Source organism: Marinobacter sp. THAF197a (assembly GCF_009363275.1).
Taxonomy (GTDB): domain Bacteria; phylum Pseudomonadota; class Gammaproteobacteria; order Pseudomonadales; family Oleiphilaceae; genus Marinobacter.
Map to the genome: position 1 here is coordinate 2,741,692 of NZ_CP045324.1, position 21,064 is coordinate 2,762,755.

Here is a 21,064-nt window from a genome sequence, read left to right on the forward strand (position 1 = left end):
TTCAGGCCTTCCGTCGGGGGTCAAAGCGGCTAAGCATTTTGTATAGAAGATGTTGTAACGTAGAGGGTAGCAAAGATCGAACAAACGGAAGGAAACAGGCAAGCCTTTGGTAGAACGGCATGCCGAGTCGTTTTGCACCTCGGTAACCAATCATTGCCTGCTCCCAGGCCAAGCTTGGTGATTGCTTTTTGTGCGTATGTTTCCCGAACCGGTAGTACAGCAGCGGTTCGGGTAAATTGTAGAAACGCAATCCCTTCTCAGCACACCGAAACCATAATTCATAGTCTTGTCTGCGCCGACAACTGGCATCGTAGTTTCCCGCTTCCAATACTCTGGATCTGCGCATCATGATAGTAGGGTGCACCATAGGCGATGCCCATAAACAAGAAACTATTTCATCATGGCCGATGGGGGCATTCCTGATGCCCAAAATGTCGCCCGCATAGGTCATTTCCCGCACAAAGCTTCCGAGAATATCGACTTCAGGATTCGCGTTCAGGTAATCCACTTGCTTTTCAAAACGTTCCGGCAACGCAACGTCATCAGTGTCCATCCTGGCAACCAAGTCATACCTGCAAGCCTGCATACCTGCATTCAGCGCAGCCCCTAACCCACGATTTTCCGCAAATACAACTAGCTCAAACACTGCCCCTAAATCGCGTTGCCATCGGGCGATAACAGCATCAAGTTGAGGAGATAATGGCCCATCCTTAACTACAACTAGCTGAGCCGGCTTAATTGATTGGTTCTCCCAGACACTTTCAAACGCCATCTGTAGATGCGAAGGAGATTCACTTTTGTAGACTGACATCAAAACCGAAAACGTCACTCAAACAATCCCATACGGTAGAGTTTTTCGCCTGCCCGAAAATACTGAATCAAAATATACCGAATTACCGTCGGGCGTAAAACGAAAATGTAAATCGCACCGATCTCTTTTGATTCACCCACAATCCAATCACATGGAAATAAATACTGAACGATAACCGTCTCTAACCCCCTGTCTGTCAAATGTGGGCTGATCTCTAGGCTTTCAGCAACTGATTTTGGGGTTGTCCCGCGCCTTCAAGGACCAAAACATCCATGCTTTCTGGGCCGAATTCTAACTTAGCGTTCTCATTCGCACCAAAATTTCCAGCTACTGTTATTAGCAGTTAAGCTGAAGGGCAGTGACTGTCAGGAAAAGCAACGCCTCCGAACCCGAATTAAATAATATGAAATAAAATAACACTTACATTAATGAATTAACGAGACGCGGGACGGGACACCATACTAAATATTATTGTATACTCGTGGACTTCAAATCCAACGAATCATAATGAAAGCCTTGATGAGTTGGGACACAAAAAATCGCGCAAATACCAAGCGACCTAATCTCTATCAAACCGATCCAATTCTCTATCCAAATTTAAAACTACTCTTTAAGCTTGCCCAGTTGACCAATGAAACCATGATAGATGCCCTTCAAAATATAGCGAAATCGCAAATAGCCGTTATCAAGCAAAAAAGGATAGAAAACTAATTTTAAAAAAATTTTTGGCATTGAAAGAACCTTCCACTTAATTGGTATGTAGGGTTTTCGAACCAAATAGATAGTATTTCTAACAGAATAATAGTGCCGGAAAGGCGCGGGAATACCTACAGAAACCAATCCTAGTAATTTTCTCCGACCGTCACCAAGCCTATGGGGCAAACGCACATAATTCGCTCTAATCACATCAAAATCAGCAGCTCTAAGTCGCCAACAATACTCATGATCAACAACATCAATAAATAGTTGATCAAACATACCCCCGACTTTATTATATGACTTCTTAGGTATGAGACTTCCAGAACTTAGAGTAGAATCAACTAAAGAATACTTCCCAGAAAAAATCGAAACACCCTTATTTACCCTTGCCCGATTAACTTCACCGGTGATCTTGTCATAATCTAAAGGACCAATAAGACCCACATTATAACCCAGCCCTTCCAACTCATAATATGAATTTAAAAGATCAGGAACTATATTTTTTGGCACCAAACTATCCTGATCCATCTGAAAAACAAAATCGGCACCATTTTCGAAAGAAGCCTTCATACCAACTGATTGCGCATATGCAATACCGAAATTCCCCTTAAGATTAATAACCTCAACACGCTCAATAGGTAAATCTATATCGAAATCTGAGTTATTGCATATAATAACCTTATCAACCATAGCGGAAAGCAACAACATATTCTCATGAAGATCATCTAGATCAGGCTGAAATGTTACAACAACAGCGTATACGGTATCCAATCAACCACTCCTTATAGATGAACGATAGAGAATAAGTGAAACAAAGTATAAAACAGGAAAAAAAATAAAGAAAGATAACAATTTATCTAATGCAAGCCCAGGCAAATCCTGAGCAAAAAAAGGTGCAATCATTGCCAATGAAACATAAGATATGAGACCTGTTACACTACCATTAACTCTATAAAAGATGACATTTCTAAAGAAACTGGAAAGATAGCCAACCAAAAACGAAAATATAATCGAACCCAAAAATCCGAAATAAAACAAACCGAAAACATTATGTCGCGAATTCGGACCGGTCATTATGTCAACATCATAATGATACTGAAATAACTGAAACCCCAAATTCACTGGTAATTGATCCCAATCGACAATTCTAAATGCACCTAAAGGCGCCTTAAAAAGGGCAATTAGTCCATTATCTTTAGGCAAAGATTCAATCGCATTACCGATATACGCCATATAAAAGACATCGCCAGTATTTACGAAACGCATTAAGAGAGCAACAACAGTATAAAGAAAATCACCCTCACCAGTTTGAATCGTTATTATCAGTAACGCAGCAGGAATCGAAATCAAAAAACTTAAGAATAAAAATCTATCTAATCTTGACTCATGAATTCTAGCGCCTTCAAATCTACGCAAAAATATCAAAGTCAGCCCCCCTATAAATACAATCTCTAGTGCTGCAGATTTACCCCCACTCAATATCGAAAAAACGAATGCTAACAACAATACTAAGCAATCAAATATCTTTAACGCAACACCAGACCGCGCATAAAAGATTCTAAATATCGAAACTGAACAGATTATAGTAAAAGTTACAAACGCAAGCCTCTTAAGAAGACCATATCCGGTCCCACCAGAATAAACCTCCAGTCTCGAATCCATAAAAAGAGGCACACCACTCACAAAAAAAACATAAAGCTGACTAGAAAAAAATAGAAAAAAGCTAAGAATATACAAGAAAAATGATGGACTTTTATTCAAACGCAAATCATCAATCGAAAACTTTAAATAAAGTCTATTGAAATTTATTGGCTTATTAACAAGAAAACCAACAACAAACGCAATTTGCGTTATCACAAAAGAATAAAAATAGTATGAATCAATCAACCCAAAATAATAAATATACAAAACCACTGCATTTGCTGATGCAGAGATAAGTATATAAAAAAGCATTGGATCAAACAAATGATATATATGACGACGATAAATCATTAAAGATAACAGCGTAGAAATCAAAACAAAAAAAACCCCAAGCACCACATTATCATAAAAGTGTATAGCAAATTCGTGCTTTTTCATTTAATTCCAATACAAAGATGAAGACTTAAGGAAGACCCGAATAACCATTACTTATTTTTACAGCGCGCACTTGAGCCGGCATAAACTGGATAATTTAGGCATAACCTTCCATTTATTTATATGGGATCTGACCGTTTACCGCCATTTTGGCACGAAGCAGTCAAGCCAGCTCTCAAGCCTGCAGGTATCTTTCACCGATCAGCAGGTTGCTAAATACGACTAGCAAGTGAATCCGATTGCTGTTTCTCAACAGCCCCCAACAGCAGACATTCAAGCAGCGAAACACCTGCTTTATCTTGCGGCAGTTTGCCCCATCGCATAATCTCATGAACGTCGACTATGCTGGCACCAATGCTGAGGGTAAGCCCCAGCGTGCCACCTACAGCGATGCGCATCTTCATACCGAAGTGCCATTCATCGCCCTTTCTAGTCTGAATCACCCTATATTGAGCTGTTCTTTGTGGAGCAAGGCATAATTAATAGTCGAACCCAAAAAAATACTACCTTAACGCAGCGTAACGCCATATTTCTCTGACCGCTTGTTCACCTCTTCGAACGGCACGTTGCCAGGGCAATGATGCTACAGAAAGTGACGAAGCTTAAGGATCTGGATTGCGCCCGACAAACGACTAAGTTTCAGGCCTGCGAAATGACGTATCAACTCAATCTCATACCCAACATCTTCCTTGGCGGGTATATATTAAATTACAGATACTCGGCTTCGGAGAAGGCGCCTGCCCCATACTCCATCAATTTTATACCATTAACGACGGACGTATCTTTGCTGAATCTGAAGACTTGTTCAGAGCATCCTTAAATTGCTTTTTTTATGTTTTCGTATTCCCCGAGCTGTCGAAAATCCAGCCTGCAATCTTCTCATAAAGTACCGAAGACACCCAGAGTAAAACACAATCAAAATTGCAAAGCACTGTTTTAGGATGTACTTTCTGTTTTGTGTTTTTTAATTGAAAAAAATTGAACATTCGACGTTCATATTTTGTGAATGGAACATTTCTCTTAATCCATTTCCTTGCCTCACTGAAATCGTGTTTGAGAGCCGGATGCATCTCTTTCTGATTGCGGCTACTAACCCCACCGACCTGGTGCTTCATTGTGATGCTATCCAAGAAACCGATAGCATGGCCTTGGTTAAGAGCTCGCAAGTAAAAAGGATAATCTTCAAGCAAGACATAGGATTCATCAAAACCACCGATTTCTTCCAGAAATGCCCGTCGGTAGTATGTACAGGCTCCGCTGATAAAATTTCCTCTTATTGCCAACGTTTTTAGCAATTCGGGAACACTCTGTTTTTTTAACTTTTCGGCACAGCGTTTATTTGGACGAATGGCCAGCCTTTCTCCATTACTCGAGATTTCACGACGGGCCGTTATAATAGGTGCGCTACATTTTTTGAATTCTTTAACTATCGATGATACTGCCATAGAGTCGTAGAACTCGTCAGAAGCACTCAATGGTACTACGATATCACCGTGGCTAATTGATATAGCTTTATTAAACGATTTTACTGTGCCAACATTTTTAGTATTCGAGTAAATTATCACTTTCACCGGCGTATCGTTATTGCTTTGGTGTTTCTTGACAGCCAGATCTACCAATTCTTTATTGAAGTTCTCAGATCCGTCATCAGCTATAACGTATTCTACGCTTTCAATTTCTGAAAAATCTTGTTCAAATACCGACTCTATTGTTTTATTTAACTCAGAAAAATCCCTGTAAGTGAGGGTAACAATAGTTACCGAGAGATTAGTTGTCTGGTGGCTATTATCCAGCATTTAAAATTTTTTCTCCGAGCATCAAATTTAATCAGCATTCAAAAAAACATGCCTTAGCTTTTCTATTAAAGACAAACCATCAAACTTATCAAAATGAAATTTATTTATTGCTTTACCACTTTTAAAGTGAGATTTTTTATACATTTTAGAATGTTATAAATATTAATAATCTGAAATTTAGAAAATCAAGACACTCTATTCAGTGAATATCCAATAGCGAAAATCATGATAACCCAGTACAAAAAATAGTTGACCGCATGAGCAATTGCCACGCCCTCAAGCGAATAGAGATCACTCAATATTACTGTCAGAACAAAAAACAGAATCGAGAACGATACTTCCGATACAATGAACAGCTTCATCATTGCCTTACCCAACATTAGATAAGACAGAATCCAACTCCCTATCTTTAATGTATCCCCTACAAGTTGCCAGGCGAAGAGCACTTCCATTTCAGAAAATTCTTCGGAGAATAGAAGGTGAATAATCAGGTCACGGAAGTAGTAGATTAGTAGCCCGAAAAGTGCAGCAGATGGAAGTATTACCTTGTAACCTCCCAGTATTTCTTTTTTTATTTCAGCGGGACACTTCAATTCAGATAATTTTGGAAGATAATATACACTTAAAGTGGTGGTCACCAACATCAGGTATGCTGCGCTTAGTCTCCACATTGCCTCCCAATGTCCAGCTGCATCCCAACCTAAATTTTCACCAATGTGGTTACGGATCAGAATATGGCTTAAGGGTACACATAACGCGCCTGTTAGAGCCATGGCAGTAAATTTTGCTAATTTCTTTGCCGCTTGCCGGTCTATTCTTCCTATCAAGAACTTTAGCTTAAACCAACTCGCTTTGTAGATCAGCGAAAGTGTTACAAAAAAAGTGAGTGACTGGTAGATAGCCAATGCAACCAAGGCACCATATAGTCCAAGCTGAATCGTCATAATGGTCGTAATTGCTAAAGCAAAGAGACTTCCTGCTATGTTGGCAGTGACGTAGCGATAGATTTCTTTTTTGCCATTTAGAATGGCCAAAAACAAGGTATTAAATACAAAGAATACCAAAGTCACCGAAAACCAGACAAACACACTTCCTAAGCTCTCATCCTTGAGAAACAGACCAGCCAAAGTCCGATTAAAGACGATAATCACGGCTGCCATTATTAATGAGCCAAGCAGAGATACTGTCCCAGCCGTGCGCCAGACGGCATACTGTTTTTCCTGCTCGTCGTAATATTCGGCAGTGTATTTTGTTACACCAGTATTGATTGCCCCGCTCGCAATTGTAGTTATCATTTGTACGGCATTCTGAAACTGGCCTAAAGCAGCATAGCCAGAAGGCCCCACATAAATCGCTAAAACTTTATTTATACCGAGCAGTGTGATCATTTTAATCACGACTGCGATGCCATTGAGTAGACTTGTTTTAATTAAGGTCATTTTTCAGATAACGACAAATTCATTACAAGCCTCAATAACGTCCACCACCTGTTTTTCAGTTATAACTGGACTAATGGGTAAGCTAAGCACAGTTCTATGGATTGATTCTGTCTGTGGCTGCGCACCTAGCTTAAAGTGCTCATATGCTTTTTGCTGGTGCGGCGGTATCGGGTAATGGATAAGGCTCTGAATACCCAGTCTTCCCAAATGATTTTGCAAATCACTCCGGTTACGTGAGCTAACCACAAATAGATGCCAAACGTGGCCTTGAGGATCGGTTGCCGTGGGAAGCCTGATATTCGGGCTTTTAATATTTTGTCTGTAGCGTTCTGCTACTTTGCGGCGATTTTTGATTTCTTCATCTAAATGACCCAATTTTACTCTGAGCATCGCCGCCTGCAGTTCGTCCAATCGGCTGTTTACGCCCTGGTATAGATTCTCGTATTTCCTGTGGCTACCGTAGTTACCTAATGCCCGGATAGTCTTGGCCAGGTCTTCGTCGTCTGTCGTTACCGCCCCTGCATCGCCCAATGCGCCCAGATTTTTTCCTGGGTAAAAACTGAAACCAGCTGCGTGGCCCCAACTTCCCGCTTTACGGCCGTCTATAGAGGCACCATGGGCCTGCGCAGCATCTTCCAATATCAACAAACCGTATTCATCCGCCAGTTGCATCAACTCTCGCATTGGGGATATCTGGCCGTAGAGGTGAACGGCAACGATGGCTTTCGTGTTGGGGGTGATGGCCGCAGCGGTTTTTTCAGGGCACAGGTTGAAGGTAACCTCGTCCGGCTCAACCAGTACGGGCTTTAAACGGTTTTCGGTGATCGCCAAAATGCTAGCGATGTAGGTGTTTGCTGGCACGATCACTTCGTCGCCCTCATTCAGCTTGCCCATTTCTTTCCAGGCTCTGAGAGTGAGAGTGAGCGCGTCCAGGCCGTTGGCTACGCCTATGCAGTGTCTGCTGCCGCAGTAGTCGGCAAATTCTTCTTCAAAGGCTTTCACTTCGGTGCCCTGGATGTACCAACCGGAGTCGATGACTCGGGTGGCGGCGGCAACGAGTTCGTCGCGGTATTGGGCGTTAATCACTTTTAGATCAAGAAACGGAATCACGGATTACCCCTCGGGCAGAAAAATTTGTGCGGTTCCCGACGTACTAATTCGAAATAAAGTAAGCGAACATTACCCGGAGATATAAGCCAAATCCGGATGGCCAAAAAACGATTTCAATAGTCGTGGCAATTTTTGCAAACGTCGAAGCTGCCGGTAAACAGTGCTCCGAAGTTGTTCTTTGCTGTTAATGATCTTTTTACCGACGTGATGGTATTTGATATAGCCCCAAACAGACTCGTCAGGATTCAGCTCCGGCGAGTACGGCGGCAGGAAGAACAACCTGAGCTTGCCGTCGAGACTCTCAACATAGTCTCGAACCCGACGAGCATGATGAACCGGGTGGTTATCGAGGATCAGGAAAACCGGCTTGTCAACGTCTTGCACCAGAGCCTTGAGGAAACCAAGAAACGCATCGGTGTTCATGTTGCCCTGAATGGTCTTAAAGCGAAGCTCGCCGCGAGGCGAGATGGCCGAGATCAGATTGATGCTGAAGCGACTGCCCGTATTACGGATGATCGGAGTTTCACCCCTGGGTGCCCAGGTGGTGCCACTGTGATAATCAGACCGAATGCTGGCTTCATCGCCGAAATAGATGGTGGCGCCGACTTTTTTTGCTTCCTTGCGAATTTCCGGGTAGGTCTCTTCTTTCCATTGTTTCACGGCCTCTGGCTTTTGCTGGTAGGCCCGATGCAGGGGTTTCTGAGGCGTCAGCCCCAGGTTTCGAAGCAGACGACCGACCGAGACATCGCTTAACCGGACGTTGAACTTTTGCCGGATGAGCTCACGCACTCGGCCCCGAGTCCACAGGGCAAAATCAAACTTCAACTGGTCCGGCGTAAAGGTCGTTATCCAGATATACAGCTCCCGGATCTGAGCACCGCTCAGTTTCTTGGGACGACCGGAAATCTGCTTGGCCTTGAGCGCGTCAAAGCCACCCTCGCGGTAGGCAGCCAGCCATTCATAGATTCGTGCTCGGCTCATCCCCAGCGCTTTGATGACGACTTCTGGACTCTCGCCATCCATGACCCGTTGAACGGCGCGAACGCGAATGGCTTCTAATGTTTTGTGATCAAGTTTACGACCGTCATCGTGGCGCATGTGTGTAAATATCCGATAAGCTTGGCGAACGGAGCCTACATTATAAATGATGTTCGCTTACTTTCGAACCCATTAGTAACAACCTTGTTCCGTACTTTACATACAGTTTCAAAGTCTACTTTCTTCGACTGCAGATCAATTCCAATTACTGTCACTGACGCAGTAACTGTGTCCCCTAGATATACTGGGCGTTTGAAGTTCAAGCTTTGTGAGGCATATACACAGCCTTTCCCAGGTAGCTGGGTTCCGAATATTGCCGAAAAAAAGCTGGCCGAATGGAAACCATGAGCAATTCTTCGCTTAAAACGAGATTTGGCCGCATATTCATCATCGATGTGAATGGGGTTATGGTCTCCGGAAATCCCTGCAAATGCTTTAACATCATAATCAGTAATCGTTTGGGAGTAACTCGCCGTCATACCTTCGCGAAGGTCTTCTATTCGCCAAGATCGCATCCTATCTCCCCCCACTCTTTGATGACGTCTTCTGGATACCCTCTTTTAAAGTGCTTTCGCCATGGATAAGCCACACCACTTCCATCAGTGAGTTTTATTCGAGAAGTTGGGCAGATTTTCTTGGCAGGTGAACCAGCATATACTGTGTCTGGTTCTGTCGTACCTTTGATTGACGAGTGCGCTCCAATAAGACAGCCTTCCTGAATCTCTGCGCCAGGCAGCACGACGCTCATTGTTGCAATTACAGCAAAGTCGTGGACCTTTGCACCAATGAGTGTTTCGCTAGGTGGATGTGGATCATTGGTTAGAACGACGTATGGGAATATCCACACAAAGTTACCAATTTCACTTTTTTGACCAATATGAACATTGCTATGGAATCGAACGTAATCTCCAATTTGGCAATCGCCCTGAATGTCAGACAATGTACCAATCTGAAGATTTTTTCCTGCCAAGGTCTTTTCGCGAACCGTAACTCTGTGCCCGGTCACTAGCCCGTCTCCGAACACCGAGCCCTCATAAAAAACACTGTGAGATCTTATAAGAGAGTCTTGCCCGATCTTTAATAATTCGCCACCAGAGATACCATTGGTAACGCCCAACTCGCAAAAGCTTTGAATTTCAGTTCCAGCCCCTAGAACGACATTGTCGTGAATGATTGAATAGGGGCCAACGATGACGCCTTCAGCAATTGTGGCCTTAGGCGAGACGATCGCCGTCGGATGGATTTTCATGAGCGGGCCACCTCCAGAAAGTGCTCGTAATCGCGGATGTAATCCGATTCGTCATAATGTTCACTGGCAAGCACGAGCAGTACACAATCTGTACTGAAATCATGCATTTCTCGCCAGACCAGATCGTCAATCACCAGGCCCTTGGTGGGGCAATCCAGCCAGACTTCCTCCCGGTTTGTGCCATCATCCAGCACCATTCGGCATTTACCGGCTACGCAGATGGCAACCTGCTTGAGATTTTTGTGGGCGTGGTAACCGCGGCTTACGCCCAGTTCGGTGTGGTAAATGTAGTACACACGTTTGATGTCGAACGGGACGGCTTTGTCCATGCCGATTTCGACGGCCACCAGGCTACCGCGCTCGTCACCAAGGCTCTGGAAATCGATCCATTTCACCAGGCTCATGCGCTTTCACCTTGCTGCGGGTACTTTTCAGCCTGCGCAAAGGAAACGGCCTGTTTGTCTTTCTGAGATACAAGTGGTTCTGCGCTGTTGTCCAGAGGCCAATCAATCGCAAGCTCTTTATCTGCCCAATGGATGGAGCGTTCGTGCTCCGGCGCGTAGAGGTCTGTGCACTTGTACTGAAAATCCGCCGTGTCACTGGTTACCAGAAAGCCATGGGCAAACCCAGGTGGCACCCAGAGCATGCGGTTGTTCTCTTCAGAGAGGTACTCCCCTACCCACTGGCCAAAGGTGGGTGAGTTGGTGCGCAGGTCTACGGCTACGTCAAACACTTCACCACGGGTCACTCGAACCAGTTTGCCCTGGGGCTGTTTGATCTGGTAATGGAGGCCGCGCAAGGTGTTTTTAACAGAGCGGCTGTGATTGTCCTGCACGAAGGTGGCATTGATGCCGGCTTCGCGGAAGGCTTTTTCGTTCCAGGTTTCCATGAAAAAGCCGCGTTCGTCTCCGAACACTTTGGGCTCGATGAGTTTTACGGCGGGAATCTTGGTTTCGGTGATTTTCATAGAGTTGGCTTACTTAGCTGTTTTGACCAGTTTTTTCAGGTAGGCACCGTAGCTGTTCTTTTTGAGGTTTTCGGCCTCGGCCAGCAGTTGTTCTTCGCCGATGAAGCCCATGCGGTACGCGACTTCTTCCAGGCAGGCGATTTTCAGGCCCTGGCGCTTTTCCAGGGTTTCGATAAAGCCGCTGGCTTCGTGCAGGGAATCAAAGGTGCCGGTGTCCAGCCAGGCGAAGCCTCGGCCCAGCAGCTCTACGTTCAGATCGCCCCGTTCCAGATAGGCCTGGTTGACGCTGGTGATTTCCAGTTCGCCCCGGTGGCTGGGTTCTACCCGTTTGGCGATGTTGACTACGTCGTTGTCGTAGAAGTAGAGGCCGGTTACGGCGTAGTCGGATTTCGGGTTGGCCGGTTTTTCTTCGATGGAGATGGCACGTTGGTTGTCATCAAACTCTACCACACCGAAGCGTTCGGGGTCGGTTACCTGGTAGCCAAAGACAGTGGCGCCCTTTTCCCGCTTGGCGGCGGTTTGCAGCATGTTGCTTAGGCCCTGGCCGTAGTAGATGTTGTCTCCCAGTACCAGGCATACGCTGTCGTCACCAATGAACTCTTCGCCGATGATGAAGGCCTGAGCGAGGCCATCTGGGCTTGGCTGGGCGGCGTAGCTCAGTTTAATACCCCATTGGGCACCATCACCAAGCAGGCGTTTGAAGCCATCCTGGTCTTCCGGGGTGGTAATGACGAGAACGTCCCGAATGCCCGCCAGCATGAGGACCGACAGCGGGTAGTAGATCATGGGTTTGTCGTACACCGGGAGGAGCTGTTTGGAAATGCCTCTTGTGATTGGGTACAGACGGCTGCCGGAGCCCCCGGCGAGGATGATGCCTTTCACTGTTACTCCTTTAAAGACTTTTGACACACAGTATCCACGGAAGGACACAGAAGTAAAACACAGGAAATATCTTTTATTTCAATCTTTTTCCCGTGCTCTTCCGTGGCTGATAACGGATTTTCAGACGGCTTGCTGGAATGCTTCGAGTTCAGAGCGGGGGATGTGGCCGTGGTTTACCATTACTGTATTGATCATCAGTGGTGATACTTCAAAGTGGTCTGCGGCCGCTTCCATAAGTTCTTCGTCCGGGGATGTGGTGTTCATCCAACCAATCAGGTCGCTGTAGGGGCACAGAAACTCTTGGGCGAAGGCTCTTTGAAATTTTTGCCGCACCGTGGTTGCATCGGTACAGGGTAGCCAGTTTCCGGTTTCTCCGGCGTAGATGCCGTCTGCGACCAGTCGTGCGGCCATGAAGCGCCGGGCATCTTTACGTTTTCTACCTAATACAACTTTAGCCCTCCCACTATCCGCTACTTCACCAATACCAATGGGCAACCTTTCAGCTGTCTGCTGATTTTCCAGAAGCTGTGGCGGTGTTTCTAACAGATCAGCAAGCTTTCTGTTATTTAATGGGCCTTTGTCTAACCCGAGGTGACTACGCATTTTATTAGCCGCGTCCTGCCCCAACTCCCACGGTTGGCCGGGTTTACCGCTTGAAATCAGCTCGACTACCTTTCGAACACTTTTCATCGGTAACTTGATGGCGTCTGTTGTAGCTGAAAGGCACTGTTGAGCATTATGTATGGCTCTCTCGGCCCTGTCCCCACCAAGACAGGCCAGCTCCTGAATCGCGCCCTTGCCATGGACCGAGATGAGCCTGGTCAGCATGCTCAGAAGTAACTCTGGGGCTTCTTCCGGATCGTAGCCCAGTCTGGCTTCCAATTGCCGCTGTTGTGCTACGACTGGACTGGCCCTTTCTTCACACACCGTCTGCCAGAGGTCATGAAGCGAAGTTTGTTTAGCGCTGCCGTTCAGTTTTTCCAGAGTTTGGATGATAAACCGGTCAACACTCGCTTCGTATTCCTCTGCCGCAAGCCAATCTTCGAACCTTTCAATGTAACGCACCGGCCCGGTGCTCTCCCGGCTGGGCTTCAGGTTAACCAGAATACTCTCACCATCAGAACTGAATGTAAGGTTGGGCCATGCGTAACCGTCGCCAGCAGCGGAGAGCATGTGGCTCATTTTCCAGTCGTGCAGAGCAGGTGCGCCGTCCGTAGTGCGGTTCGGCTCCCATCTTAACCGCCACCAGTTTGCAGCAAACCAGAGCGCCAGCGGGTAGGCTGAGACCGTGATTGAATCCCTTACCTGGTGCTCGCCGAGCAGATTCTCATGGCGAAAGAGTTGCTGATCGCTGAACGTCAACCCCAGATGGCACCGGGTCAGCCGTTCTTCGGACGCTGGTTGCTGCTGGTGTTCAATCCACTCAATGTCAAATCGCATGATCTGGCTCTCCGCCGGTGGTCTGCTGGGACCAGCGGGCGAGGACTTCATCTCTCATTGGGTCTGTCTCTGGCATCGGATAACCATGATAAGTGCCTTGAACCCGGTTTTCGAGCTGTGCTTCAACCGGATACCCATCGCTCGTAACAGCCCAAATATTTTGAGGTAATTCACCCTTCATTTGAACGCTCACCATTCCTTTCGCGGCACCCTCGGACAAAAGCGATTCCGCTATCTCTTGATCAAAGATACCACAATCGTCGCAGAGTGTTTTATGGGGCCTTGGGTCCGCAGGCGGCGTCAGGCCAAAATTTCCAGGGTTGCGCTTGTGTTCCGGGTTTCCGCCGTATTTGATCGTTTTGGCGAGAGCTATGCGCTCATCTCCTGTAAGCGTCGTTTTCAGCTTGCGCTTGGGGTTGAATCGGCTGCGGCGTGGCTTCATTCCTTTGAGAGCTCCTTTGATCAATTTTTCAGGTATTCACTCAGTGTCAGCGTCAGTTGGCTTTGCCAGGTCGGGAGCTGGATACTAAGGGCTTGTTCGAGTTTGGTGACTTCCATCCTTGAATTCAGCGGTCTTTGGGCTGGGGTTGGGTAATCGCTGGTTGGGATGGGGTTTGCTTTTATGTTGTGCCCTGCCAGGTGGAAGATTTCTTTTGCGAAGCCTTGCCAGCTGGTCTCGCCTCTTGGGGCCAGGTGGTAGAGACCCTTGGCCAGCTGGCCATGTATCGCCAGAGTGGTTGCCTGTGCAATTAACCTTGCCGGCGTGGGAGCGCCGATCTGGTCTGCCACTATGTTGAGTTCGGTTTTGCTTTCGGCCAGGCGCAGCATGGTTTTCATGAAGTTGTTGCCGCGCGCGCTGTATACCCAGCTGGTGCGGAAGATGAGGTGGTCCGCTCCGCTTTGCTGGATGGCTTCATCGCCTTCAAGCTTGGTTTGGCCGTATACGCTCAGGGGGCCGGTTGGGCTGGCTTCCTGCCACGGGGTTGTGCCGGTGCCGGGGTAGACGTAATCACTACTGTAGTGAACCAAGCGTGCGTTGTTGGCCTTTGCGTATTCTGCAAGCTGTTTGGGTAAGCCGGCGTTGAGGCGTTGGGCTTCGGCTTGCTGGTTTTCGGCGGCGTCTACGGCTGTCCAGGCGGCGGCGTTTACGATCAGCTCTGGTCTGGTTTGGGCCAGGTAGTTATTTACGGCTTGTTCGTTGGTTAGGTCGAGCTCTTCTCTGCCCGGGGCGGTGATGGGGCCCAGGGGGGAGAGGGTTCGGTGGAGTTCGAAGCCGACTTGGCCGGTTTTTCCTAACAGGAGTATTTTCATGGTATTGGTGTTTGGGGTCAGTCCACGCTGGGACAGACCCCGTCGAGGCCTTGGTTCATTGGTCTGAAAATTTTAACTCGCTACGCCTAGCCGCTCGCGCTGATAGCTGCCGTCTTGCACTCGTTGGCACCAGTCTAGGTTATTCAGGTACCACTGGACGGTTTTGCGGATGCCGGTTTCGAAGGTTTCTTCCGGGGCCCAGCCCAGCTCTTTCTGGATTTTGCTGGCGTCTATGGCGTAGCGCATGTCGTGGCCGGGGCGGTCTTGCACAAAGGTGATCAGGTCCCGGTAGCTGCGTTCCTGCGGGCGGAGGTCCTGGAGGATGTCGCAGATAGTGTGTACCACTTCGATGTTCTGTTTTTCGTTGTGGCCGCCGATGTTGTAGGTTTCGCCGGGTTTGCCTTCGGTGACGACTTTGTAGAGGGCGCGGGCGTGGTCTTCGACGAATAGCCAATCGCGGATTTGGTCGCCTTTGCCGTAGACCGGGAGCGGCTTACCTTCCAGGGCGTTGAGGATCATCAACGGGATGAGCTTTTCCGGGAAGTGGTAGGGGCCGTAGTTGTTGCTGCAATTTGTGACCAGTACCGGCAGGCCGTAGGTGCGTTGCCAGGCTCGTACCAGGTGGTCAGAGCTGGCTTTGCTGGCTGAGTAGGGGCTACTTGGGGCGTAGGCCGTTTGTTCGGTGAACAGGTGTTGTTCCGCGTTGGGCGTTTCGCTTGGGTGCGGCAGGTCGCCGTAGACTTCGTCTGTGCTAATGTGGTGAAAGCGGAAGTTGGCTTTCTTTTCGGCTTCCAGCGCCTGCCAGTATTGGCGGGTGGCTTCCAGCAGGGTGTAGGTGCCTACGATGTTGGTTTCGATGAAGTCTGCCGGGCCGTCTATGGAGCGGTCTACGTGGCTTTCGGCGGCCAGGTGCATGATGGCGTCTGGCTGGTGTTGGGCCAGTACGCGGTCTACTTCAGCTCGGTTGCAGATGTCGACTTGTTCGAAGGCATAGCGTTGGTTATCGCTGACCGAAGACAGGCTTTCGAGGTTGCCGGCGTAGGTGAGTTTGTCCAGGTTGACCACTTCATCTTGGGTGTTGTTGATGATGTGACGGATGACGGCGGAGCCTATGAAGCCGGCGCCGCCTGTTACTAATAATTTCATAATTCGATCGCTTTCCGGATTTATTCGATATCTGCGCCCAACTGGGACCTGACGGCAATGATGAATTCGGTAAAAAATGCCAGGAACACGCCGCCAATCAGGCCTAGCAACGCGGCAAGAACGACAATCAGGCTTCTTGCCGGGCCGGTTTTGTCGGCGCTTTGCCTTGCCAAAACCAGTGTTTCGGTGGATTTCAGGGCCTCAAGGTCACTCTGAAGCCTGGTCTTCCTATCAAAAGCCTCCGCCAGGGCTTGCCCGGTATCCTGCCCGCTTTTGAGCACCTCGATTGATTGATCGATAGACCGCATACGGCTCTCCAGGCTTCGTTTCTCGCGCTCAAGAAGTCCATTATGCCGTTGCTGAACCTGCTCAATCAGGTATTGATGAACCGATTTCACATCCTCTGCGTACTTTGGCGAGGATTCAGAAGTTAACCTGATTAGGCCAGTGTTTTCGGGGTTGGCGAATTTTGTTGTGAATGGCAGTTTCGCATCATTCTCTGACCGGTACATCACTTCTTGTTCTGGTAGCCAGCGGCTTTCCAGCGTGGCGATGGTGGTTGCAGGTGGCTCAAGAAACTTCTCTGACCCTTTCTCAGCGATCTGGATCAGGCTTGTGTACTGATAGGTCTCTTCTGTCACAAAGGCGTAAGCGATACCTGCCAAAATACATACTAGGAAGACCGTATAGAAAATACGACGGCGTTTTACGAAGGTGGCGGCCAGGTCAATCAGGCTTATTTCGTCGTCATACCGTTGGTTTTGCGTTGTGTTCATCAGGCGTTTCCGAATTCGTTATCTTGTTTGTCTGGCACGCTACCGCCCCACTGGCCGTATCTTGTGCTTCAGGCTCGTCCTGCTTTTGCAATTTAGCGTGCTCCCCAAAAAATAGGCACGAATTCTACGCTACGCCGTCCTGTTTTTCAGTTACGCCTTGTTAGACTGCCCGCTACCTTGGACAAACGCCCTTACAAAAACACCGAATACGCCCAGCATTCCACCTAACATAACAGCAAGTATGACGATCAGCGCCCGTTTCGGTTCGCTTTTTTCCTGGGGAATGACGGCGGGGTCTACTGTTTTGAACACGTATTCGCGCTGGGCGTTAGCCAGCATCACGGTTCGGGTCTCGTTTTCGATCAGTTGATAGAACACTTGCTGCATGCCGGAGATGTTGGTTTCACGGAGCTTGCCCTCCAGATAGGCAATACTGGCCTCTGCCTCACGCACATCCTGCTGGCGCATATGTTCATTAATGTCTTTGATCAATAACTCCAGCCACTGTTTCGCCGCGACGGGGGACTCACTGGCGATGGTAACCGTCACCAGGCCGGTGTCTTTGTTATCTCTCACGCTCAGCAGCTCGCGGAAGCGCTTTACCATATCCCAGTTTGTTGGTTTCAGGCTTTCACCGTCTTTGTCTTGTTGCCACTCGCCGGTTTGTTGGTTGTAGATTGATGGGTCTATCACCCATTCCTGCGCGCTCATGCTCCAGCTTTTCGATGCCATTAACGGCACACTCAGGTTATGGCGATGGATGAAGTCCGTTAGGAAGGCTCGGGATTGCAGGGTCTCTTTTGCGATAACGGTTTTGTTGGAGCTTCCGCCGCCTATGTTAATGCCGGCGAGGCTGGCCAGGCCGCCGAGTTGGCCCGGTAGGCCGTTGGCTTTGCTGTCGTCTTGGGCAGGAGCCAGGAGAACGCTGGCCTGGTAGATGTTGGGTTTGGAGAGGGCGTAAGCTACGCCGGCAACTGCAAAGATGATGGTGCAGGCGATGATTAGCCATTTGCCTCGCCATAGGGTGGCGAAGAGCTCTCTTAGGTCTATTTCGTCGTCTGGGTAATGTGTTGTGGTTTGTTCGGCCACGGATATTGTTCCTTGGTTTAGCTTGGGTGCCTTATGGGCCTGACCCAATGATCTTTTAGCCACGGACAACTCGGACTTGCACGGACAAAAGATTCTGTTGTCCGTGAAGGTCTGTGCCGTCCGTGGCTCACGCTTTACAGGTTGCCGACGGCGGCGGCGCCCAGGGCCATTTGGTAGACGATCTGGCTTACGTTGGTCCAGAGTTCGAGTTGGTTCAGGCGGTCTACGTCGATCGGCATGATGATGGTGTCGCCGGGTTCTAGTTGCTGGCTTCTTCCGCCGAACCAGCGGCTGCGCTGGGGAAGTGTCACTGAGCCGTCGGCTTTTACTACGTAGACTCGGCTTTCGTCTGCCTGGCGGGTTGGGCCGCCGGACCGTTCCAGGTAGTCATCCACTGTGAGACCAGCCTGGTGCAGGTGGCTGGTGGGAAATTGTACTTCGCCGAATACGGAGACGGACTGCGGAATGGTGGGTATGGTCAGGCGGTCACCATCTTGCAGGCGGATGGCCTGGTAGTTTTCGTTTTCCAGGACGGCGGCCAGGTCTATGACCATTCGGCCGACTGGGCGGCTGTTTTGCACTTCTTCCAGCAGGTCTTGTACTTGCTGTACCCGCTCGGCGTTTTGGCCGCCGAAGCTGTCGCCTTGCAGCTGTACGCCAAGCAAATCGCCTTGCAGGCGTTCTTCGGCTTCACGCAGGCGCTGCTCTTCGAGCCGTCGGAGTTTTTCGCGGGTGAATACGGCGCCACGGGGGAAGGCGTTGCTGGTCAGGCCCCCTGCCCTTTGCAGCACGTCTTTCAGGGTTTCGCCATCCCGGAAGGTGTATTCGCCGGGGTAACGGACTTCACCAGCCAGGGTGATAGTGCGAGTTTTGGCGAAATCCGGGATGGATTTGATCAGGATGGTGTCGCGGCTTTGCAGGCTGACGTCTGCGTTGCCGGCCATGGCGTCTGCCAGGTTCACGTTGAGGATGTTGGTCTGGCCGATGCCATCATCATCGGTGGTGTAACGGGCCACTTCGGCTTGATATAGAGAGGCGGAGTCTTTCAGGCCGCCGGCTACGAAGATGGCATCTGCCAGGCTGCGGGTAGCGGGCATGGGGTATTCGCCGGGGTAACGCACTGGGCCACTGATGCGGATGGTCTGTTGGGGATCACCGGGTTTGGCCTGGCTTTTCAGGCGCTGAAGTACCGGGGTGAACAGGCTTTCACGGGTGAAGTTCTGGCCGTCTTCCCCGCCCTGCACTTTGCCAGCATCGGAGAAGATGAGGATGCGGTCTTTTTCTTCCAGGGCGATGTCGTGTTCGCTGCCGGGGCGGGTGATGGCTTCGCGCAGGCGCAGGTTGAGTACAGAAATGCTGTCTGTGCTCTTATCCGTGCGCACGATGGCGGCGAAGCGCTTGTCGGCTACTGGCTGCAGGTCTGTGTCCAGGTTCTGGATGATGGAGCTCAGGCGCATGCCAGGCATCCAGGCGAACTTGCCGGCGCGGGTGGCGGCGCCCTGGATTTCTACATACTGGCCGGTGATGTCTGAGATAGACGGTATGCGAACACGGTCGCCGGCTTGTACGCGTGCGTTCTGGCCCTGTTGGGCGGTGTAGTCTGCCTCTGCGATGATGCGCAGGAAATCCTGGTTGGTACGCTCGATGTTAACTCGCTGGGGATAGGCCTGTGGGGTGAGGCCGCCAGCCATGCGCACCAGGTCGGCCAGGGTGTTGTCGCCTTTGAGTTCGTAAAGTGCCGGGCGGTATACCTCGCCTTCTATGCCGGCGCGTTTGCCTACGGGCGGGATGAAGATGACATCGCCCGGCTGCAGGCGGTTGTCTGCGCTGCTATCGCCTTTTAGGAGCAGGTCGTACAGGTCCAGGGTGCCGACGAGTTTGCCGTTGCGTTTGTGTTGTACGTTACGCAGGGAGCCGTTTTGCTTTACCCCGCCGGAGACATACAGGGCGTTGGTGATGGTAGACAGGGAGCTGACGGTGTAGGAGCCGGGGTTGCGGGCTTCACCCAGAACGAACACCCGCATGCTGCGCAGTTCGCCCAAGGTAATGGAGGCTTCTACGCCGATGTACTGTTCAGATACCCGCTTGCGGATTTGTTGGCGGGCTTCATCGAAGCTCAGGCCTGCCACGGTGAACGGGCCGGAATCCGGGAAGCTGATGGTGCCATCGCGGCTGATGGGCAGTTCCAGGTTCTGGTTCTGATTGCCCCACATTTGTATGCGCAGCACGTCGCCCGGGCCCAGGGTGTAATCGGAGGGTACGGGGATTTCGGTTACTGGCGCAAAGGTGGTGGGGCTGCCGGCGAAGAGGTCGTAGCCGTAGGGCTTGAGGCCACCGTTTTTGGCGATTTGTTTGTCTTCCTGCTCTCTTTGCTCGCGAGCCCGGTCTCGTTCTTCATCGGTGATGGTGGTGACTGGCTCTACTACGTTAACCTGTTCCGGGCGCTGGCTGGTGCGTTGGCTGCCGGTGATGTTGTTCAGGTCTATGCCGTATTGGCTCGCCAGGGCTTCCTGCTGGGCCCTTGGGAGTTGCTTGAACTGGTCAAGCTGGGCCTGGCTGATGGATTGGGCTTGGGTGGCCAGGGGGATTAGCAACGCTAGAGGGAGAAACAGGGTTTTCAGGTTCACGGGGCTTGTGTTCCGGTTTTGGTATTGAATTTTGGGTGACTAATAAGTTTTTTGCCACGGACGGCTCGGACGAACACGGACAAAAAGACAAAAAGACAAAAAGACAAAAAGACAAAAAGATTAGAACTGTTTTTTTGTCCGTGCGTGTCCGTGTCGTCCGTGGCTAATCTCTTGGTTCTAGAGAACGAGCCGCTTAATAGTCGCTCTCGGGGCTGTGAAATTTATCAGCATGCCAAGCGGGATGCGCGAGGCTTTCATATAGTTCAGAAGCTGAGCTTCAGCACCCAGGTTCAAGCGGGATTGGGCTTTAAGCTCCAGAATTACTTTACTTTCTACAACGAGATCAAGGCGGTGCTCGCCTACTGACTCACCTTTGTACAGAACGGAGACTGGCTTTTCCGTTTCAACCGCCAACCCTGCGGATCGCAATTCATGGAGCATCGCGTTGTGATAAACGCTCTCCAGAAACCCATGACCAAGGTGTTTATTAACTTCAAATACACACCCCTGAATTCGATAAGTCAGCTCTTCCTCAAGTAACATTTTTTAGTCCGTGTCTGTCCGTGCCGTCCGTGGCTAGGCCTTGCTTCTTCACCGATGGTTTGGAG

21 protein-coding genes are annotated in these 21,064 nt (G+C 49.4%); all 21 read right to left on the reverse strand.

The features are described from left to right. Window position 1: 1 nt before the first annotated feature. The 21 genes from FIV08_RS12750 to FIV08_RS12850 all read right to left on the reverse strand — a co-directional run bounded on the left by FIV08_RS12750 (window position 2) and on the right by FIV08_RS12850 (window position 20,999). Window positions 2–829 carry a glycosyltransferase gene (locus FIV08_RS12750; RefSeq protein ID WP_216646148.1) on the reverse strand — a complete coding sequence of 276 codons (828 nt, stop codon included), beginning with the start codon at window positions 827–829 and terminating at the stop codon, window positions 2–4. 585 nt (window positions 830–1,414) lie between these two features. After that, the gene (locus FIV08_RS12755) at window positions 1,415–2,281 is read right to left on the reverse strand and encodes a glycosyltransferase family 2 protein (RefSeq protein WP_152438585.1); all 867 of its coding nucleotides are present in this window, start codon (window positions 2,279–2,281) and stop codon (window positions 1,415–1,417) included. After that, window positions 2,282–3,589, reverse strand: coding sequence for an O-antigen polymerase (locus FIV08_RS12760; RefSeq protein ID WP_152438586.1), 1,308 nt, complete (start codon window positions 3,587–3,589; stop codon window positions 2,282–2,284). It lies immediately after the preceding gene. A gap of 209 nt (window positions 3,590–3,798) precedes the next feature. After that, window positions 3,799–3,990 (reverse strand): hypothetical protein, encoded by a 192-nt coding sequence (locus tag FIV08_RS12765; RefSeq protein ID WP_152438587.1) that lies wholly within the window; start codon window positions 3,988–3,990, stop codon window positions 3,799–3,801. Window positions 3,991–4,416: 426 nt separating this feature from the next. After that, window positions 4,417–5,382: a glycosyltransferase gene (locus FIV08_RS12770; RefSeq protein WP_152438588.1), complete on the reverse strand. Its 966-nt coding sequence runs from the start codon at window positions 5,380–5,382 to the stop codon at window positions 4,417–4,419. Window positions 5,383–5,567: 185 nt separating this feature from the next. Further along, window positions 5,568–6,821: an O-antigen translocase gene (locus tag FIV08_RS12775; RefSeq protein WP_152438589.1), complete on the reverse strand. Its 1,254-nt coding sequence runs from the start codon at window positions 6,819–6,821 to the stop codon at window positions 5,568–5,570. Window positions 6,822–6,824: 3 nt separating this feature from the next. Next, window positions 6,825–7,931, reverse strand: coding sequence for a DegT/DnrJ/EryC1/StrS family aminotransferase (locus FIV08_RS12780; RefSeq protein WP_152438590.1), 1,107 nt, complete (start codon window positions 7,929–7,931; stop codon window positions 6,825–6,827). Between the two features lie 69 nt (window positions 7,932–8,000). After that, window positions 8,001–9,029 carry an IS630 family transposase gene (locus FIV08_RS12785; protein WP_054645368.1) on the reverse strand — a complete coding sequence of 343 codons (1,029 nt, stop codon included), beginning with the start codon at window positions 9,027–9,029 and terminating at the stop codon, window positions 8,001–8,003. A 35-nt stretch (window positions 9,030–9,064) separates the two neighbouring features. After that, window positions 9,065–9,484, reverse strand: a complete 420-nt coding sequence (locus tag FIV08_RS12790) for a MaoC family dehydratase (RefSeq protein ID WP_152438591.1) — start codon at window positions 9,482–9,484, stop codon at window positions 9,065–9,067. Then, entirely contained in the window at window positions 9,466–10,218 is a 753-nt protein-coding gene (locus FIV08_RS12795) for an N-acetyltransferase (RefSeq protein ID WP_152438592.1), read from the reverse strand. The genes FIV08_RS12790 and FIV08_RS12795 overlap by 19 nt, the downstream gene beginning before the upstream one ends. Then, window positions 10,215–10,622 carry a sugar 3,4-ketoisomerase gene (locus tag FIV08_RS12800; RefSeq protein ID WP_152438593.1) on the reverse strand — a complete coding sequence of 136 codons (408 nt, stop codon included), beginning with the start codon at window positions 10,620–10,622 and terminating at the stop codon, window positions 10,215–10,217. Before FIV08_RS12800 ends, FIV08_RS12795 begins: the two co-directional genes overlap by 4 nt. Next, window positions 10,619–11,185, reverse strand: coding sequence for a dTDP-4-dehydrorhamnose 3,5-epimerase (rfbC, locus tag FIV08_RS12805; protein ID WP_152438594.1), 567 nt, complete (start codon window positions 11,183–11,185; stop codon window positions 10,619–10,621). The genes FIV08_RS12800 and rfbC overlap by 4 nt, the downstream gene beginning before the upstream one ends. 9 nt (window positions 11,186–11,194) lie before the next feature. Then, window positions 11,195–12,067, reverse strand: a complete 873-nt coding sequence (gene rfbA, locus FIV08_RS12810; protein WP_152438595.1) for a glucose-1-phosphate thymidylyltransferase RfbA — start codon at window positions 12,065–12,067, stop codon at window positions 11,195–11,197. Window positions 12,068–12,187: 120 nt separating this feature from the next. After that, window positions 12,188–13,507, reverse strand: a complete 1,320-nt coding sequence (locus FIV08_RS12815; protein WP_152438596.1) for a hypothetical protein — start codon at window positions 13,505–13,507, stop codon at window positions 12,188–12,190. Continuing rightward, window positions 13,497–13,949, reverse strand: coding sequence for a hypothetical protein (locus FIV08_RS12820; RefSeq protein WP_152438597.1), 453 nt, complete (start codon window positions 13,947–13,949; stop codon window positions 13,497–13,499). Before FIV08_RS12820 ends, FIV08_RS12815 begins: the two co-directional genes overlap by 11 nt. Window positions 13,950–13,969: 20 nt before the next feature. Continuing rightward, window positions 13,970–14,818, reverse strand: coding sequence for a dTDP-4-dehydrorhamnose reductase (gene rfbD, locus FIV08_RS12825; protein ID WP_152438598.1), 849 nt, complete (start codon window positions 14,816–14,818; stop codon window positions 13,970–13,972). 72 nt (window positions 14,819–14,890) lie between these two features. Further along, a complete protein-coding gene (gene rfbB / locus FIV08_RS12830; RefSeq protein ID WP_152438599.1) occupies window positions 14,891–15,964 on the reverse strand; it encodes a dTDP-glucose 4,6-dehydratase in 1,074 nt (357 codons plus the stop codon). A 20-nt stretch (window positions 15,965–15,984) separates the two neighbouring features. Then, window positions 15,985–16,740, reverse strand: coding sequence for a Wzz/FepE/Etk N-terminal domain-containing protein (locus tag FIV08_RS12835; RefSeq protein ID WP_152438600.1), 756 nt, complete (start codon window positions 16,738–16,740; stop codon window positions 15,985–15,987). A gap of 150 nt (window positions 16,741–16,890) precedes the next feature. Further along, window positions 16,891–17,829, reverse strand: a complete 939-nt coding sequence (locus FIV08_RS12840; protein ID WP_152438601.1) for a Wzz/FepE/Etk N-terminal domain-containing protein — start codon at window positions 17,827–17,829, stop codon at window positions 16,891–16,893. 134 nt (window positions 17,830–17,963) lie between these two features. After that, window positions 17,964–20,456: an SLBB domain-containing protein gene (locus tag FIV08_RS12845; RefSeq protein WP_152438602.1), complete on the reverse strand. Its 2,493-nt coding sequence runs from the start codon at window positions 20,454–20,456 to the stop codon at window positions 17,964–17,966. A gap of 177 nt (window positions 20,457–20,633) precedes the next feature. After that, a complete protein-coding gene (locus FIV08_RS12850; RefSeq protein WP_058089948.1) occupies window positions 20,634–20,999 on the reverse strand; it encodes a GxxExxY protein in 366 nt (121 codons plus the stop codon). Window positions 21,000–21,064 lie beyond the last annotated feature (65 nt).